This is a genomic window from Pontixanthobacter sp., assembly GCF_049682855.1.
GTDB lineage: Bacteria > Pseudomonadota > Alphaproteobacteria > Sphingomonadales > Sphingomonadaceae > Pontixanthobacter.
The window spans coordinates 161,780-175,913 of record NZ_JBAUIK010000009.1 but is presented as its reverse complement, the minus strand read 5'-3'; the positions used below and the strand labels follow the sequence as shown (position 1 = coordinate 175,913).

Annotated in this window: 14 protein-coding genes; 5 read left to right on the top strand and 9 right to left on the bottom strand. The window is 59.0% G+C overall.

Going from position 1 to position 14,134, the window contains the following annotated elements; genetic code table 11:
- Nucleotides 1–86: 86 nt before the first annotated feature.
- Nucleotides 87–1,745, top strand: a complete 1,659-nt coding sequence (locus WA922_RS06565; protein WP_424770887.1) for an ATP-binding protein — start codon at nucleotides 87–89, stop codon at nucleotides 1,743–1,745.
- An 8-nt stretch (nucleotides 1,746–1,753) separates the two neighbouring features.
- Here WA922_RS06565 and WA922_RS06560 read toward each other — a convergent pair whose 3' ends face one another.
- From WA922_RS06560 to WA922_RS06550, 3 genes are all read right to left on the bottom strand, one after another.
- The gene (locus tag WA922_RS06560) at nucleotides 1,754–2,458 is read right to left on the bottom strand and encodes a GDSL-type esterase/lipase family protein (protein ID WP_424770886.1); all 705 of its coding nucleotides are present in this window, start codon (nucleotides 2,456–2,458) and stop codon (nucleotides 1,754–1,756) included.
- Nucleotides 2,455–3,204 carry a 7-carboxy-7-deazaguanine synthase QueE gene (locus WA922_RS06555; RefSeq protein WP_424770885.1) on the bottom strand — a complete coding sequence of 250 codons (750 nt, stop codon included), beginning with the start codon at nucleotides 3,202–3,204 and terminating at the stop codon, nucleotides 2,455–2,457. Before WA922_RS06555 ends, WA922_RS06560 begins: the two co-directional genes overlap by 4 nt.
- A 242-nt stretch (nucleotides 3,205–3,446) precedes the next feature.
- Complete coding sequence (locus WA922_RS06550) at nucleotides 3,447–6,407, bottom strand: valine--tRNA ligase (protein WP_424770884.1); 2,961 nt, start codon at nucleotides 6,405–6,407, stop codon at nucleotides 3,447–3,449.
- A gap of 160 nt (nucleotides 6,408–6,567) precedes the next feature.
- On the opposite strand from WA922_RS06550, the gene WA922_RS06545 reads away from it, so the two are divergent.
- From WA922_RS06545 to WA922_RS06530, 4 genes are read left to right on the top strand one after another with little or no spacing between them, the layout of a single operon-like run.
- Entirely contained in the window at nucleotides 6,568–7,680 is a 1,113-nt protein-coding gene (locus WA922_RS06545; protein ID WP_424770883.1) for an MlaE family lipid ABC transporter permease subunit, read from the top strand.
- Entirely contained in the window at nucleotides 7,680–8,522 is an 843-nt protein-coding gene (locus WA922_RS06540; protein ID WP_424770882.1) for an ABC transporter ATP-binding protein, read from the top strand. The genes WA922_RS06545 and WA922_RS06540 overlap by 1 nt, the downstream gene beginning before the upstream one ends.
- Nucleotides 8,523–8,531: 9 nt before the next feature.
- Nucleotides 8,532–9,482, top strand: a complete 951-nt coding sequence (locus WA922_RS06535) for an MlaD family protein (RefSeq protein ID WP_424770881.1) — start codon at nucleotides 8,532–8,534, stop codon at nucleotides 9,480–9,482.
- A complete protein-coding gene (locus WA922_RS06530) occupies nucleotides 9,479–10,129 on the top strand; it encodes an ABC-type transport auxiliary lipoprotein family protein (RefSeq protein WP_424770880.1) in 651 nt (216 codons plus the stop codon). Before WA922_RS06535 ends, WA922_RS06530 begins: the two co-directional genes overlap by 4 nt.
- Here WA922_RS06530 and WA922_RS06525 read toward each other — a convergent pair whose 3' ends face one another.
- Genes WA922_RS06525 through crcB form a run of 6 tightly spaced genes read right to left on the bottom strand, consistent with a single transcriptional unit; the run spans nucleotide 10,130 to nucleotide 14,066 of the window.
- Nucleotides 10,130–10,822 carry an ATP12 family chaperone protein gene (locus WA922_RS06525; protein ID WP_424770879.1) on the bottom strand — a complete coding sequence of 231 codons (693 nt, stop codon included), beginning with the start codon at nucleotides 10,820–10,822 and terminating at the stop codon, nucleotides 10,130–10,132.
- Entirely contained in the window at nucleotides 10,819–11,055 is a 237-nt protein-coding gene (locus tag WA922_RS06520) for a hypothetical protein (protein WP_424770878.1), read from the bottom strand. The genes WA922_RS06525 and WA922_RS06520 overlap by 4 nt, the downstream gene beginning before the upstream one ends.
- On the bottom strand, nucleotides 11,052–11,705 hold the full coding sequence (locus WA922_RS06515) for an HAD-IA family hydrolase (RefSeq protein ID WP_424770877.1): 654 nt from the start codon (nucleotides 11,703–11,705) through the stop codon (nucleotides 11,052–11,054). The genes WA922_RS06520 and WA922_RS06515 overlap by 4 nt, the downstream gene beginning before the upstream one ends.
- Complete coding sequence (locus WA922_RS06510; RefSeq protein ID WP_424770876.1) at nucleotides 11,702–12,358, bottom strand: FMN-binding negative transcriptional regulator; 657 nt, start codon at nucleotides 12,356–12,358, stop codon at nucleotides 11,702–11,704. The genes WA922_RS06515 and WA922_RS06510 overlap by 4 nt, the downstream gene beginning before the upstream one ends.
- Complete coding sequence (locus WA922_RS06505; protein WP_424770875.1) at nucleotides 12,358–13,656, bottom strand: pseudouridine synthase; 1,299 nt, start codon at nucleotides 13,654–13,656, stop codon at nucleotides 12,358–12,360. Before WA922_RS06505 ends, WA922_RS06510 begins: the two co-directional genes overlap by 1 nt.
- Entirely contained in the window at nucleotides 13,653–14,066 is a 414-nt protein-coding gene (crcB, locus tag WA922_RS06500) for a fluoride efflux transporter CrcB (protein ID WP_424770874.1), read from the bottom strand. Before crcB ends, WA922_RS06505 begins: the two co-directional genes overlap by 4 nt.
- Nucleotides 14,067–14,134: the final 68 nt, after the last annotated feature.

Below are 14,134 nucleotides of genomic sequence, written 5' to 3'. Positions count from 1 at the left end.
ATCGCAAAAATTGACGCGATATTAACCCTATCGTTCGTAATGCAAAGCCAGATAAACACACGGTAAGTGGGCGCATTATGAATGACATGTCTAACCATAACTTTCAGCAGCCTCAAACTGTTGCAGATACTGCCGCGGTAGATAACGCAGCCCAGCCGATCGGTGTGGTTCTTGAAATTGCCGGTTCCGGATCGCAAATCGCGCTCGATCTCCAGCGTCTGAACGCGTGCACGCAGGATGCCGATCCATCGGTCGCATTGGCTGGACAAGTGGGTAGCCAGATCAAGATCCGGGTCGGCGATACATGGCTTCTTGCCAGTGTCCGCAATCAGCGGCAGGACCGCCGCGCCAATGGCGGAGTGCTGGCGAATATTGATTTTCTCGGGGAAGGAAATGAGGAAAAGCTGACCGGCAAAATCCGCAGCTTCCGCCGCGGTGTCACGCGCTACCCCGTACCTGGCGCCATGATCTATCCGGCAACCACGGCGGATTTGCGCCAGATCTATGCCAGTGATGGCCGTTCCAACATTCAGGTCGGCACCGTCTATCCGACCAAAGATATCCGCGCCGGTATCTATATTGACGCCATGCTGGGCAAGCATTTCGCGCTGCTGGGTTCGACCGGGACCGGTAAATCAACCAGTGCCGCGCTGATCCTGCACCGCATCTGCGAAGCCGCGCCTGACGGCCACATCGTGATGATAGACCCGCATGGCGAATATTCCGCCGCATTCAAAACCAATGGCCAAATCCTCGATGTGACCAATCTGGCGATGCCATACTGGTTGATGAATTTTGAGGAGCATTGCGAAATACTGCTGACCTCCAACGGCAATGAGCGTCAAATCGACGCCGACATCCTGTCGCGCTGTCTGCTCAAGGCGCGCAGCAGGAACAGGCTGGCAGAAAACCTGGGCAAAATCACCGTTGATTCGCCGATCCCCTATTTGCTGTCTGACCTTGCCAATGAAGTGCAGACCGAAATGGGCAAGCTCGACAAATCGACCAACAGCGCCCCGTTCATGCGGATCAAGAACAAGCTTGACGAAGTGAAGAATGATCCGCGGTACCAATTCATGTTTTCCGGCATGCTGGTTGGCGACACAATGGCAGATTTCATCGCCAAGGTGTTCCGTATGCCAGGAGAGGGCAAGCCCATTTCCATCATTGATGTATCGGGTGTCCCGTCGGATATCACGTCCACCGTGGTTGCGGTTCTCAGCCGCCTGGTGTTCGATTTTGCTATCTGGAGCCGCGAAGAAAAGACGCGGCCGATCCTGCTGGTCTGCGAAGAGGCGCACCGTTACGTTCCCAACGAGGCGAATGCGGACGGCTCGACCGTGGGCAATATCCTTGGCCGGATTGCCAAGGAAGGGCGCAAATACGGAATCTCGCTGGGCCTCATCACCCAGCGCCCCTCGGATCTCGCCGAAGGTGTTCTGTCACAATGCGGCACGATCATTTCCATGCGGCTCAACAATGACCGCGATCAGGCCTTTGTGAAAGCGGCGATGCCCGAGGGGGCACGCGGTTTCCTCGATTCCATCCCGGCGCTGCGTAACCGTGAATGCATTATCTGCGGCGAAGGTGTGGCCATTCCGATCAGGGTATCCTTTGATAATCTGGAGGAGATCAAACGCCCCGCATCAGAAGATCCCAGCTTCGTCGAATTATGGAACGCTCCCGGCGGCGAGGAGGACGCGGTGGAGCGGACTGTCGAACGGTGGCGCTCGCAAGGGGTTTAGGGCAGCTGTTAACCCTCCACAGGGGGCAGAACCGGTTTGATCAGTTGCGCCAGGGCGCGATATCCGGCCTGGTTCAGATGGATGCCGTCGCCGCGATCATATTTGCGCGCCAGGCCGCCATCGGGGCCAGCCAGCGCGCGCGCCGTATCGACAAATATACAGCGCGGCACTGCGGCGCATTGGCGAGCATAGCCTGTATTGATCGCGGCAATATCGGTCTTTTTCTGCGCCACGCTGGTCGGCGCGAGAGCCAGTGTGATCACCGGCACATTGGCAGGCAAACGGCCCAGAACCATTGGCAGATCGGCGATGATTTCCGGCGGTTTGCGATGCGCCGTATCGTTGAAGCCGGCCCATAGAATGATGGCAGAGGCTTTATCCAAATTCGGATAGGTCATAATCCGCTGCCCCGTCTGGCGCAGGCTATCCCCGCCAGCGGCATATTTCAATACCGGACGGCCGAGCAGCGATCCGTCCATCGCTTCCAAATGGCTGGCCCCGACAAGGGCGACCGCGCCTGCCTCTGCATGTCTGTCCAGCCATTCAATATAGCGGTGCCGCTCCGCCACATAGGCGGTCGGTTCGGCAGGCGGCAGGCCGAGCCGCCACCCCTGATAGGGGAGCATATGCGGCGCGAAAAGGGCGAGCGCGGCCACCGCATGCAGCGCGATCAGATAGGCTGCGCCAAGCGTCCATAATAGCGCGCGCATCATGTCCCGCGCGTATCGCCGAACAGATGGATATGCAGCCGGTCACTCAACCGGAACCCGTGATCGAGGCAGCTCTGCGTCAGCCATTTTTCGCGTGTCCGCAGGCTTTCGCTATCGGTCCCTTCGGGCATCAGATATATCCGCTCTCTGGGCAGGGCATGGGCGCGGACCAGTTCGGCGACCTCCACAACATCGGTCTCACTTGCGACAACGAATTTGAAGACCGCGCGCGGATCGATGGCATAGCTGCGCAGCCGTTCGGGGATCAGCGCCAGCTCTGCTGCATTGCCGCTATGCGCGAGTTTTGGGCTGACATTATACTGGTCAATGCGAATATCGAGCCGGGGCGGGGCAGTGGTGGTGCCGTTGGTTTCCACTTCAACCGTCATATCGGGCAGCAGTTCAAGCAATTCGGCCAGCGGCCCGGTTTGCAATAAGGGTTCACCGCCAGTGATGATCAGGCGTCTCTGTCCAAGCGATTCAATCCGCGCGGCGGCATCGGCAACAGCCAATGTCACCTGATTGGCCTTGCGATCAAACGTCACATCATCGCGGTGCGCGCGCGGTGGGTTGTGCGCATCACCATCAAAGCGCCACGTATAGGCGGTATCGCACCACATACAGGCGAGATTGCAGCGCGACAGGCGGATGAACGTGCACGGCGCGCCGATGCTGGGTCCTTCGCCCTGAACTGAGGCAAAGATTTCCGGCCCCCCATCATCATCAGTTGCGAGCGTTAATTGCGCCATAGCGATCGATTATTTCCTACTTGCTTGACACAATTGACACTGTGTCAAGCGGGATAACGAGGTTTAACATACTGTATCATAACATTTTATAGCTATATTGGCCGCTTGACACAGTGCGGTATAGCCCCCCCCCCCGAACACATGGATGGCGGGCGGTCAAACATGCAAGCAGCCACCCGTTTCAACAATATTTCGCGCTTATGGCACGAAATATCCGCGTAGGAAAATATTCGGCGCTTCGCTTACCCCAGCCGCGATAGCGCCGCTGTCAGCCGCTCTACCTCTGCGCTATGATGGGCGAAGTCGGCCTTGGCTTTTTCAACCGCTTCGGGTTTTGCGCGTTCGGCGAAATTTGCATTGCTCAGGCGCCCTTCAAGCGATTTGGCTTCCTTGGCCGAAGCTTCGCGTGCTTTATTAAGGCGCGCTTTTTCCGCTTCAATATCGACCAGGCCTTCCAGCGGAATAATGAGCGTGTCGGAACCCGCACCGATCTGCATCGCTGCGCCGCCGGGCGCATCGGAGGTATGGATCGCGGTGATCCGCGCCAGCCGTTCAATCGCGGCGGAATTGCGCGCAATGGCATCAACGGCGAGCGCGCTTGGCGCGGGGCAATAGGCTTCCAGCTTTTGCCCGGGCGGTACGCCAAGTTCATTCTTCGCGCCGCGCACTGCCTTTGTCAGGCCGATCAGCCAATCCACTTCTGCCTTCGCATCATTATCCACGCTGGCGCTGAATTCCGGCCATTTGGCAGTAATCAGCGGGTAGTTTGTACGGTCCGCCTGCGCGTTCCATAGTTCCTCGGTGACGAAGGGCATGAACGGGTGCAGCATAACCAGAATCTGGTCGAGCACCCAACCGGCAACGGCTTTTGTCTCCCCCTCACCTTCAGGGGAGGGGGCCAGGGGGAGGGGGATGTCGCTATCAGGCGCAGCACTCCCCTCTCCCAACCCTCTCCCCTCAAGGGGAGAGGGCTTTTCAGACAATGCAGGTTTAATAAGCTCGATATACCAGTCGCAGAATGTATCCCATGCAAAGTGGTAGATGATATTGGCCGCCGCATCGAAACGCAGATCGGCCATCGCTTTGTCGAGGCTCGCCAGCGTTTCGGCGACTTCGCCAATGATCCAGCGATTGACCGCGCTGGTCGCGGTGGGCGCTTCCAGAGTGGTGCTGCCGCCAATACCGTTCGATTGGCAGAAACGCGTGGCGTTCCATAATTTGGTGGCGAAATTGCGGTATCCCTTGACCCGCTCATCATCCATTTTGATATCGCGGCCCTGGCTTTCCATCGATGCCATAAAAAACCGCAGCGCATCGGCGCCATATTGGTCAATCAGCCCCAGCGGATCGACCACATTGCCTTTCGATTTGGACATTTTGGAACCGTCCGCTGCGCGCACAAGGCCGTGCAGATAGAGCCGCTTCCACGGTGCCTGACCGGTCAGCTTCATCCCCTGCATTGCCATCCGCGCATCCCAGAAAAACAGGATATCAAAGCCGGAAATCAGCAGATCATTGGGATAGTGTTTCTGATAAAGCGGCGCGTTCTCATCGGGCCAGCCAAGCGTGGCGAAAGGCCACAGGCCGGAGGAGAACCATGTATCGAGGACGTCATTGTCTCGAGTTAGTGTAACTGTATCATTCGTCGCTCGTGGGAATACGCGGGTGTGATCAATCTGTATGCTGTATGTTTCTCCATAATACTCTTTAGCTTGTTGGACTGCTTCTTCTTCAGAGTAGGCAACGAACGTCTGATTTTGAGAGCTATTCGTTTCTGAAAACGAACCGTCCGCATGAAATTGCTGCTCCATATGAGTTGCAAGTAAGCCGTTCTCATCTTTGCTCGGTCCGAACCAGGCCGGAATCCGGTGGCCCCACCAGAGCTGCCGTGAAATGCACCACGGCTGGATATTTTCCATCCAGTGGAAGAAGGTTTTTTCCCAGCTTTGCGGGATGATCTCGATATCGCCCTTGCGCACGGCTTCCATCGGGCGGGCCGCGAGACTCTCGGCATCGACATACCATTGATCGGTCAGCCAGGGTTCGATCACCACGCCGCCGCGATCACCGAACGGCGTTGCGATGGTGCGCGGTTCGCAGTCCAGTGCGAGCTCCTCACCCTTTTTCGTTTTGGTGGTGTGCGGGATCAGCAGGCCGAGCTCTTTCAGCTGCTTCACAACCAGCTCTCGCGCACCATCAACTCCGTCGCGCTTAAACCGGTGCAGGCCGAGATATTCATCGGGCACCCGGTTATCTGCCGTCTGGCAAACATTGGCTTCGCTATCGAACATATTGAGCATATTGGCCGCCGCAAAACCGGCGCGTTTGCCAACCTCGAAATCGTTGAAATCATGCCCCGGCGTGATCTTCACCGCGCCGCTGCCGAGTTCAGGATCGGCGTGCTCGTCTTCGACAATTTTCACACGCCGTCCTGTAATCGGCAGGACAACTTCTTTGCCCACAACACTGGCATACCGCGCATCATCCGGGTGCACCGCAACCGCCATATCGGCGAGCATTGTTTCAGGGCGCGTGGTCGCCACTTCGATATAATCACGTCCATCGGCCAAGGTTACACCGTCCGCCAGCGGATATTTGAAATGCCAGAAGTGCCCCTTCACATCCTGCGTCTCAACCTCAAGATCGGAAATCGCGGTTTTGAGCTTGGGGTCCCAATTGACCAGCCGCTTATCGCGATAGATAAATCCGTCATTATACAGATCGACGAAAGTTTTCAGCACGGCCTTGCTGAAATGCTCGTCCATCGTGAATTGTTCGCGGCTCCAGTCCATCGAACAGCCAAGACGGCGCAATTGGCCCGTTATGGTTCCGCCGCTTTCTGCTTTCCAGTCCCAGACTTTCTGGATGAACTGCTCGCGGCTGTAATTGGTTCGCCTGTCGCCCTGTCCCTCCATCTGGCGTTCGACCACCATCTGCGTCGCGATCCCGGCATGGTCCATGCCCACAACCCACAGCGCATCCTTGCCGCGCAGCCGCTCATACCGGATCACGATGTCCTGCAGCGTATTATCCAGCGCATGGCCGATATGCAGCGATCCGGTGACATTGGGCGGCGGGTTCACAATGGTGAAAGGCTGCGCGTCCGGGCGTTCTGGCCGGAACAGGCCATTATCTTCCCAGTGGCTGTACCACTTTTGTTCGATGGAAGACGGGTCGAATGTGGTTGAAAGCTTGCTGGTCATGATGACGCAGCCTTTGCCAGCGGTCTTGCCGCCGCGCAACACAGATAAGCGCGCATACCCGGCGGGCGGGCACTTGCCTGTCCCGCAGCCGGCGATCGGGGCGCGGGAATGGCCAAACAATGGGTTGTGATACAATTGGTTTCATCGCATAGCTGTGTTCATGGACGAGGGGCCGCAATTCAGTTTGGAAGACGATGGCGCAGGCGGCAACCGGCTGGTGCTGAGCGGGCGCTATCTGGTGTCTACCCTGGGCAGGACAAACCAGCAATTGCGTGCCATTGACGCGCCCGTGTCTGCGGTCGATCTGGCTGGTGTGACCGCGATTGACACGGTCGGCGCGTGGGTTGCCTCCACATTGGCGCAGCGCCACGGCGCAGAGATTACCGGGGCAAAAGAACGCAGCCTGCGTTTGCTTGAGGCGGTGAAAATTCGCGAATCATCAGGCAGCGTCGCGCCCGACAGGCTGCCTGTCTGGCAACGCGTTCCCGATCATGTCGGCGCGATGATGCGCGATTTGCTGCGCGGAATGGCCGGGGTCGTCGGATTTCTGGGCCAGATCATTCTCGCCATCGGATCGGTCATCCGGCATCCGAGCCGTTTCCGCGGCAGGGCGCTGGTACGTCAGATGGAACTGGTTGGCGTCAGCGCGCTGCCGATAGTCGGATTGATGAGCTTCCTGATCGGGATCGTCATTGCCCAGCAGGGCGCGGTGCAATTGGCGCAATTCGGGGCCGAAACGCTCACTGTCAATCTGGTGGGCCGGATCACTCTGCGCGAATTGGGCGTGTTGATGACGGCAATCATGGTCGCAGGCCGATCAGGCTCTGCTTTCGCCGCGCAAATCGGGACGATGAAACTGACCGAGGAAGTCGATGCCATGCGCACCATCGGTATTTCCCCGGTCGAGGCACTGGTCCTGCCGCGTATTCTGGCATCGGTGCTGATGATGCCGCTGCTCGGCGCCTATGCGGCTGTGGTCGCGATCATCGGTGGTGCGGTTATCGGCGAAGTTGCGCTGGGCATACCGTTTCTGAATTTTCTTGAACGGATCAAGGACGTGGTGCCAATCCACGATCTGTGGGTCGGGATGATCAAAGCGCCGGTATTCGGCCTGATCATCGGCCTTGCGGGTTGTTATCAGGGGATGCAGGTCGAGGGCGATTCAGAACAGGTTGGCAAGCGGACCACACAGGCGGTGGTTTCGGCGATTTTCATGGTCATCGTGATTGATGCGTTTTTCGCTGTGTTCTTCACCGAAATCGGGTGGAGCTGATGGACCAGGATGATTTTCCGATCCGTATTTCCGGGCTGGTCAACCGGTTCGGCAAGCAGACCGTGCATGATGATCTCAGCCTGGATGTACGAAAGGGCGAGATCCTCGGCGTGGTCGGCGGATCGGGAACCGGCAAATCGGTCCTGATGCGGTCCATCATCGGATTGCAGCGACCCGCCGAAGGGTCGATCGACGTGTTCGGCAATTCCATCACCGATGCGGAGCCTGACGAGCAGATTGGCGTGCGCAATCGCTGGGGCGTATTGTTCCAGGGCGGCGCGCTGTTTTCCACTCTGACGGTGGGCGAGAATGTGCAAGTGCCGCTGAAGCAGTTCTATTCCGAACTGGGCGCAGAATTGCTCAATGAAATTGCGCAGTATAAAGTCATGCTGTCGGGTCTGCCGGCAGATGCGGCCAGCAAATATCCGGTAGAATTGTCGGGCGGGATGAAGAAGCGCGCCGGGCTGGCACGGGCGCTTGCGCTGGACCCTGAATTGTTGTTTCTTGATGAACCGACGGCCGGGCTGGACCCGATCGGCGCGGCGAAATTCGATCAGCTGACCAGGGAACTTAAAGAAACGCTGGGCCTGACGGTGTTCCTGATCACGCATGATCTTGATACGCTGTACGAGATTTGTGACCGGGTGGCTGTGCTGGCGGATAAGCGCGTGATTGCGGTGGGCACCATCCCTGAATTGCTGGCCACCGACCATCCGTGGATACAGGATTACTTCACCGGACCGCGCGGACGTGCGGCGCAAGCAGCACAGACGCGCGAAAGCAAACGCGCAATGTCGAGCAATTCCAGATCGATGGACAAGCCCGCCATAAACGGGGCATAGAGGACAGTCATGGAAACACGGGCAAATCATCTCTGGGTCGGTGCAGTCACATTGCTGCTGCTTGCCGGTATTGCTGCGGGCATTATCTGGCTTGCCCAATTGGGGCAGGGCAAGCAGAAAGAATATGACATTCTGTTTGGTCAGGATGTTTCCGGCCTGGCCACGGGATCACAAGTATCCTTTGCTGGCGTTCCTGTCGGTCAGGTCAGCCAGATCAGACTGTTTGAAGAAAATCTGGAATTTGTCCGGGTCCGGATCAAGGTTGAACAGGATGTTCCTATCCTGATCGGCACCACCGCGACAATCCAGGGTTCCTTCACCGGCGTCTCGACCATTCTGCTGGAGGGCGCGCGCAAGGATGCACCCCCGATTACCTGCGCAGCGACGGCGTGCTTTGAAGATGGCATCCCGCAAATCCCGCCCAAGGCGGGGGGCATCGGTGCATTGCTGTCCAGCGCGCCGGTGCTGCTGGAACGCCTGGCCACGCTGACCGAGCGGATGACTCTGCTATTGTCAGACCGTAACCAGTCAGAAATCAGTGCGATTCTGGCAAATACCAACCGCATGACCGATCAACTGGCAGATGCCGGTCCGCAATTTCAGGCGACCATGAAGGAGCTAGAGGGGACTTTGGTGGAAGCATCGCAAGCCTTGGATGCCTTCGAAGCGGTCACCAAATCAACCGATACTCTGCTCAATAAGGAGGGCGCGTCGCTTGCGGTGCAACTGCGCGAAACGCTGGCGTCAGCGGGCGGTGCGGCGCAATCGCTGTCGGACACTCTTGATGATGCCCGCCCTGCTGCGCGGCAGCTGACCACAGAAACGTTGCCAGCAGCGCAGGCCACGCTGGAAGATTTGCGTGCGACCAGCAAGGCGCTGCGCAGTGTGACCGAACGGCTGGAAACAGAAGGTGCCGGATCGCTGCTCGGTGCGCCGCCCGTGCCGGAGTATGAGCCATGAGCATCATGAAAGGAGCCGGTATGCGGCCAGTATTTCGCCCCGCAGCCATTTTTCGCGCAGGCTTTGTCGCTATTGCTGCATTGGGGCTTGCATCATGTGTGAGCCTTGGCGGAGCGGAACCACCGCCCAGTCTGCTGACATTGACGAGCGATGATGCGCTGTCGTCCGGCGTATCCATCCAGAGCGCGACCAAATCCGCAATCCGCATTTTTGAGCTGGAAACCCCGGCCAAAATCAATATCAATCGCGTACCGGTGCAGGTTGATGCGACAGAAATTGCCTATCTCAAAGATGCGATCTGGGTGGACAAGCCCGCGCGGCTGTTCCGCAGCCTGGTGGCGGAAACGATTCGAGCGCGCACCTCCAGCTTCGTGATTGATGGCGATGATCCGGGGCTGAAGGCTGATGGCAATTTGCGCGGGGTCATCCGCGAATTTGGCTATGATGCGCGCAATGGTTCCGCGATCATCCGTTTTGACGCTGTCTGGACGGTGGGTGATGGGACCACCTATACGCAGCGTTTTGAAAGCGTGCAGCCGGGGGTCGTTGCAGAGGCGGGTCCTGTGGCAGATGCACTGAATGATGCTGCCAATGATGTGGCGGGCCAGCTTGTCAGCTGGATCACCGGTGCTGGCGGCGCAGCGTGATTACCGTAAAAACTGCCCGAAAGCATGGGCGTTCATGAAATCGGCGGTGCGGCGCTTGCGCACCAATTCGGCCTCGTAATCGCTGCCCCACTGTTCAATCTGCCAATCCTCCTCCAGATTGGCGGCGGCCCACAGGCCGGCCGGGTCTGCATCTGGCCTGAGCGATGCCATGCCCACCGCCAATGATGCGGATAGGGAAGTTTTGGCCATTAATTCGCTCAGAGTAAAAGCATCCAGCGCACTGATCGCGGCGCGCAGTGTCGCCACTGTTCTGTCCGGCTGGGGGCGGTGCATGATGCCGCTGATGCGCTCCAGCTTTATCGAATGATCGGCTTCAAACGCGGTCAGCACAGGTTCCCAAACGGCCAATTGTCGTTTAAAAAACAATTCATCGGGATCGGCGCGGTAACACAGCGTATCGGTTTCGAGGAAAGCGAGGAGCTTCGTCGCCATTTCCTCCGGTGCCGGGGCAACGATATCAATCGCATAATCGGCCAGGTCGCGCAGCCGGAACAGTGCCAAATCCAGCATATCGCCTTGCCCGTTCCATTCTGCGGCAAGCGCATCGGCCAGCGCGCGGGTGGGTACGCGCTGCACCGCGCCTAGCGGTGTTTTTACCGCCCTGCTGTCGAGCGTGACGGTAAAATCATCGCCGGTGGGGGCGACGTCAACCGCCTTGTAAAACCGTTTCATCGCCCGCGTGTGCTCCACCGCCGGATCAGTATTTGCGGAATGACGAAGCTATCGACCAGCCCGATACCGAGCAGTATATAGCCGGCATAATCTGGCCAATCGAGCGTTCCGATCAGCACCATGATCGCCAGCATAACCAGAACTGCACCGATCAGCCGCGTGCCGCTGATGATAAAAAAGCGCATTCTGGCTGCGGCCTCGGCCTGTTGCCCGCCGATTGGCTGGTCGCTCATGCCAGATACTCCCCCAAATGCTGCGCCGATGTGGCAATTATTTCCGCCCCTGTGCCGATCAGTTCCTGCGGCGTATGATATCCCCAATCCACCCCGATGGCGCGCACATTGGCAGCGCCAGCCATTTCCATATCAAAGGTAGTATCGCCGATCATTACGGCATGTTTTGCCAGCGCGCCCGCATCCCCCAGTGCAGCCTCCAACATTGCCGGGTGCGGCTTGGATGGATGGCGGTCCGCCGTCTGGAGCGAGATGAAATGGTCGCTCAGCCCATGCGCGGCTAGGCAGGATATCAATCCGCGGTCCGATTTGCCCGTTGCGACGGCCAGCTTCCATCCGGCCGATCTCAGCCGGTCCAGCAAATCGGTGATGCCGTCATAAAGCGGTTCCTGCAACCGCCCGGCCATCCGGCTGCTGCGGAATGCGTCCTTATATGCGGCGACTGCGGTGGCGTTTTGATCTTCGGTCGCATCGGGGGCCAGGCGGCGCAAGGCTTGCGGCAGGCTCAGCCCGACAATCCGGCGGATGGCAGTGCGGGGCGGGGCGGGCAGACGCGCGGCAGAAAAGGCGCTTTCCATCGCCTCGCATATGCTCGCCTGGCCATCGACCAGCGTCCCGTCGCAGTCAAATATGGCGAGTTTCACCGTCATCGCGCGTTCCGCTTTCTCGCCAGATCGCCGATGAGAACAGCAGCAGGATCAGCGACAGGCGGGTTCTGTATCAGATTGGCCATCATAGTCTCGCCGTTTTCCTCCAACCCTGCAACGATGGAGGCGCGATCCCGGGCGCTGTCATCCTGCGACAGCTTCACTGTATCGCGCCATTCGCGCACTTCCATTTCGAAACCGGCAATTCCGGCCAGCAGGCGTTTTTCCCTGTCAGCCGTCAACTCGCGCATGCTCCACGGGGCGCCGCCAGCGGTATGGGCCTCGTGCCGCAAAGATAGTGTCTCGAGCATGGCCAATGTCCCTTCCGGTTCCATCCGGCGCACGCGGCCTTCCAGTTCCAGGGCAACAAAATTCCATGTCGGCACCGAATTTCGGTCGGTGTGCCAGCGGGCCGAAATATAGGCATCGGGGCCATTGATCACGGCCAGCGCGGTCGTGCCGGCAATATGTCTGGTCAGCGCATTGGCGCGCGACAGATGGAATTGCACCGCGCCATCCCTGGTCGAAACAAACGGCGTATGCGCCACGCGCGGGCCATCGGATGTTTCAGCAAAAATCATTCCGAACCCGGCTTGCTCTATCACCTGTTCATGCAGCGCGCGGGTGCCGTTACGATAGGCCGGATTGGGATGCATTACCGGCGACCTTTGGGCGCGGAACCTTGGCGCGGGCCTGATTGGCCGGTGGGCTTGCCTGCTGGTTTTCCTGCCGGTTTAGCACCACGCCTTCCGTCTCTGGGCCCCTTAGCGAATTTTGCCGCAGATTTCTTGCCCAGCTTCTGCCTGCCGCCGCCCGTGCCGCGTTCGCGCCGTTCGCCGCGTGCATCCTTGCGAATCTGTTTGGAATGCTGTTTCGCCGCTTTTTTCTGGAGCGATTTGGGCATCGGGCCGCGATCTGGATCGGGCGCGGCGTCACTGTCATTCTCGTCAAAGCCGAGCTGTTCCATGCTGCCCGCAAAATGCTCGGGCAATTCTGCGGTTGCATCCAGCGGCACACCGTCGGGATGTTCGATAATCAGGCGGCGTGCATGCAGATGCATCTTGCGGCTGATGCTGCCGGTAAGAAACGCGTCCTGGCCGCCATATTTGCCGTCGCCCACGATCGGATGGCCGATCGCCGCCATATGCACCCGCAGCTGGTGCGTGCGGCCGGTGAAAGGCTGCAATTCGACCCATGCGGCGCGGTTTCCGGCGCGGTCAACCACGCGGTAGCGGGTTTTGGCGGTCTGGCCTTCTTTCTCGTCCACATGCATTTTCTCGCCGCCAGTGCCCGGCTGCTTGGCCAGTTTTGCCTCGATAATACCGTCATGTACTTCGGGGACGCCCACCACCAGCGCCCAATAGACTTTCTTGGCCGAACGGCCTGAAAACCGCTTGGAGAAAAACGCCGCGCTGCCCGGCGTGCGCGCGGTCAACAGAACGCCGCTGGTATCTTTATCGAGCCGGTGGACGAGGCGCGGGCGGGGTGATGTCTCATCGGCAAAGGCATCCAGCAACCGGTCCACATGATCGCGCGTGCCGGTGCCGCCCTGAGTTGCCAGACCGGGCGGTTTGTTAAGCACGATGGCGGCCTTGTCCTGCGTGATGAGCATCCGCTCGGCGCGTTCAATATCATCGCCCGACAATTCTTCGCGTCTGCGCGGCCCGCGCGGGGCGGACACGCCGCCCGGCGGAACACGCAGCACCTGCCCTGCGCAGAGGCGGTCCTCCGGCTTGACGCGTTTGCCATCGACGCGGATTTGCCCGGTACGCGCCCAGCGGCTGACCATCGCAAAGCCAATTTGCGGCAGATTGCGTTTGAACCACCGGTCGACCCGGATGTCATTATCGTCGGGCCTAACGGTGAATTGCCGGACCGTGTCGGGCGATTTGCCCGCATCCCACGGATTGCTGCCGGAGCCTTCATCCGCGTCATTATGTCTATTGGCGCTCATGCGGCCAGCCTCATAATTATCAAACCGAGATACAGGCCGGTCAGACCGGCCAGCAGCGATACCGCAGCATAGGTAAAGGACAGTCCCCATTGCCCGCGTTCGATCAGTAGCATCATTTCAAGGCTGAAGCTGGAAAATGTCGTAAATCCGCCGAGCAGACCCACGCCAATCAGCAGCCGCCATTGTTCGCCATTATGCTCGCCGCCATGCTTGGCGAGCCATCCCGCCAGCATCCCCATCAGCAAGCTGCCGATTACATTCACCGCCAGCGTGGCCCACGGGAATGCCACCATTGCGTGCGGGCCCAACCACTGCGTCAGGCTGCGGCCCAATTGATATCGCAGCACCGCGCCCGCAGCGCCGCCCATTGCGACATTGAGCGTGGCGGCCAATGGTGAGAGGGAAGACATGCGGTGCCCCTTAGCCATGAACGCGCCGCAGTGCCAGTGGCTTCGCCATCGCGCTGCTGCATCGACGC